Origin of the sequence: Bilophila sp. 4_1_30 (assembly GCF_000224655.1) — a bacterium.
GTDB lineage: Bacteria > Desulfobacterota > Desulfovibrionia > Desulfovibrionales > Desulfovibrionaceae > Bilophila > Bilophila wadsworthia.
Genome location: NZ_JH114231.1, coordinates 795043 through 798191 on the forward strand (window position 1 = coordinate 795043; position 3149 = coordinate 798191).

Here is a 3149-nt window from a genome sequence, read left to right on the forward strand (position 1 = left end):
CCGCGTTGAGGGCGTTCGCATTCCTCAGTTCCGCGCCATTTCGTCCGTGGCGTTCCACATCGTGCTCGACGAATGCAAGGTGTGCGCGGCGCTGATCCGTTCCATGGTCGACGAAGCCTATAACCGCATCGATTGGACTTCTCCCGAAGTCACCAAGGATCACGAGTTCCTGCCGAAATTCGTGCGTTCCGTCGCCGCCGAGATCCGCAAGGCTTCCGAAGCCGATCCGGAACTGCCGCATATCCGCCTGCGCACGTTCGTCAACAACGTGGTCGACGGCTTCGCCTCCTCGCAGGAAGGCATCGACCAGCTCCGCAAGCGTTCCGTCATGGTGCAGGCCGCCATCCTGTCCTGCCCCCTGCCCGAACGCGTCGACAAGGCCGTCCGTTCCGCCTACCGCGACATCTGCGCCGAAGCGCAGGAGAGCGACGTGCCCGTGGCCGTGCGTTCCTCCGCCGCCGGTGAGGACTCCCGCAAGAAAGCCTTCGCGGGCCTTCAGGACACCTTCCTGAACATGGTCGGCGACGACGCAGTGGCCACCGCGTACCTGTGGGACTGCGCCTCGGCCTATAACCTGCGCTCCATGATTTACCGCCGGGAAGCCATCCTCGATGCGCTGACCCAGTCCGAAACCACGGGCCAGGAAGAGCTTGCCGCGCAGGCGAAGAAGGAATGGTCCATCGAGAACACGTCCCTTTCCGTGTGCATCATGCGCATGATCAATCCGGTGGTGTCCGGTACTGCGTTCAGCGCCGACACCGCCACGGGTTGCCGCGGGACCGTCCGCAAGGACCTCGTGAGCATCGACACCAGCTACGGCCTCGGTGAAGCCGTGGTGGGCGGCCGCGTGACGCCCGACAAGCTGTATGTCTACCAGAAGGACGACGGCAGCGAAGTCGTGATCCGCTTCATGGGCAGCAAAACCATGAAGATCGTCTATGACGAAAACGGCGGCACCAAGGAAGTGCCCGTTCCGGAACGCGAGTGTATGCTCTGGGCTCTGACCCCCACGCAGGCCGAACAGGTCGCCAAGGGCGTGCGCGCCGTGAGCAAGGCCTACGACGGCATGATCATGGACACCGAGTTCTGCATCGACTCCAAGGGTATGCTGTGGTTCGTGCAGGCGCGCCCCGAAACCCGCTGGAATGAAGAACTGGCCCTGCATCCCCACACCATCTTCATGCGCCGCCGCGAAGTGGAGCCCAAGGCCGCCGCTGCCGCCGAGATATTGCTGACCGGTAACGGGGCTTCCCGTGGCGCCGGACAGGGTAAGGTCCGCTTCCTCCGCTCCGCGCTGGAACTGAACCGCGTGGGCAAGGGCGAAATCCTCGCCGCCGAACGTACCGACCCCGATATGGTTCCCGGTATGCGCGTGGCCTCCGCCATCCTCGCCGACGTGGGCGGCGACACCAGCCACGCGGCCATCACCTCCCGCGAACTCGGCATCGCCGCAGTCATCGGCATCCAGAACCCCACGGCCCTTCAGGCTCTGGACGGTCTGGACGTCACCGTCGACGGCACCCGTGGGCGCGTGTACCGCGGCCTGCTCCCGCTGCATGAAGTCGGCGGCGAAATGGACGTGGAAGCCCTGCCCCAGACGAAAACCCGAGTCGGCCTCGTGCTCGCGGACATCGGGCAGGCCCTGTTCCTGTCCCGCCTCCGCAACGTGCCGGACTTTGAAGTGGGCCTGCTGCGCGCCGAATTCATGCTCGGCAACGTGGGCGTACACCCCGCTGCGCTGGAAGCCTTCGACAACGGCGAACTGGAACGCCTCGTCCAGAAGAAGATCGGCGAACTGGATTCCAAGTTGCGCAAGACCATCCGCGAACAGCTTGACGCTGGCCTCGTGTCGTTGGATCTCCGCCTCCGCGAACACGTCGGCAACATCACCGGCTTCGCGGAAGAACTGGAAAAGCTCGGCAAAAAGGACGACCTCCGCAATCCCGACGAAATCATGGCCGTGTACCGGCGTATGCGCGAAGTTGAAAAGCTGCTGGACGAATACACCGAACGTGCCGCACGTTTCTACACGACGCTGGAAACGTCCGCCGATCTGGCCGAACACGTCCGCATCATCATGGGTTACGAAACCGAACGGCTGGCTCTCTCCGGTGATTCCCCCGAAGTGAAGGCGCGCCGCGCCGCCATCGAAAAGGAAATCGCCAATCAGGTCAGCTACGCCGCGCTCAACCCGGCGGTGCAGGAAACCATGCGCCAGATCGCCGCGCTGCGTGAAGACGTGGGCGCCCGCTGCGGCCTCGCCAAGGAAATCGCCGCGCTGCGTTCCATCCCCGGCGAAATCGGCACGCTCATCCGCGCCCGCGGCCACAAGAACGGCCACGACCACTACGTGCAGACGCTGTCTCAGGGATTGGCCCTGTTTGCGATGGCCTTCTACGGCAAGCCCATCGTGTACCGTACCACCGACTTCAAAACCAACGAGTACCGCAACCTGCTCGGCGGCAACCTCTTCGAAGATCACGAAGACAACCCGATGCTCGGCTATCGGGGCGTATCCCGCGATATCCACGACTGGGAAATCGAGTCCTTCAAGCTGGCCCGCTCCGCTTACGGCGCGCACAACCTCCAGCTCATGCTGCCCTTCGTGCGCACGCTGGAACAGGCCCGCGCCATGCGCGGCTACCTCGACACCGTGCACAACCTGCGCAGCGGCGAGGACGGCCTCAAGATCATCCTCATGTCCGAGCTGCCTTCCAACGCCATTCTGGCGCGGCAGTTCATCCAGGAGTTCGACGGCTTCTCCATCGGCTCCAACGACATGACCCAGATGGTGCTGGCCACCGACCGTGACAACAGCTCGCTCTCGCACATCTACGACGAGGAAGACCCCGCCGTGGTCTGGGCGATTCTGGTGACCATCTTCTCCGGGCAGAAGTTCGGCAAAAAGGTCGGCTTCTGCGGCCAGGGCGTGGCGAACAGCGAAGTGCTGCGCGGCCTCGTGGCCATCAGCGGCATCACCTCCGCCTCCGTCGTGCCCGATACCTACTACCGCACGAAGCAGGACTTCGCGGCCGCCGAAGCCCTGAACATCTCGGCTTCCGGCCTTGGCAAGTGGCTTGGCGAACAGCACCAGGCCAAGCTGGTCAAGCTGCTTGAAGCCGCCGGAAAGGCCGATGTCGCCAAGCTCG

1 protein-coding gene is annotated in these 3149 nt (G+C 63.9%); it reads left to right on the top strand.

Annotated features, from left to right (window positions below):
• On the top strand, positions 1 to 3149 hold a 3149-nt coding region (locus tag HMPREF0178_RS03680; RefSeq protein ID WP_009379143.1), incomplete at both ends, for a PEP/pyruvate-binding domain-containing protein.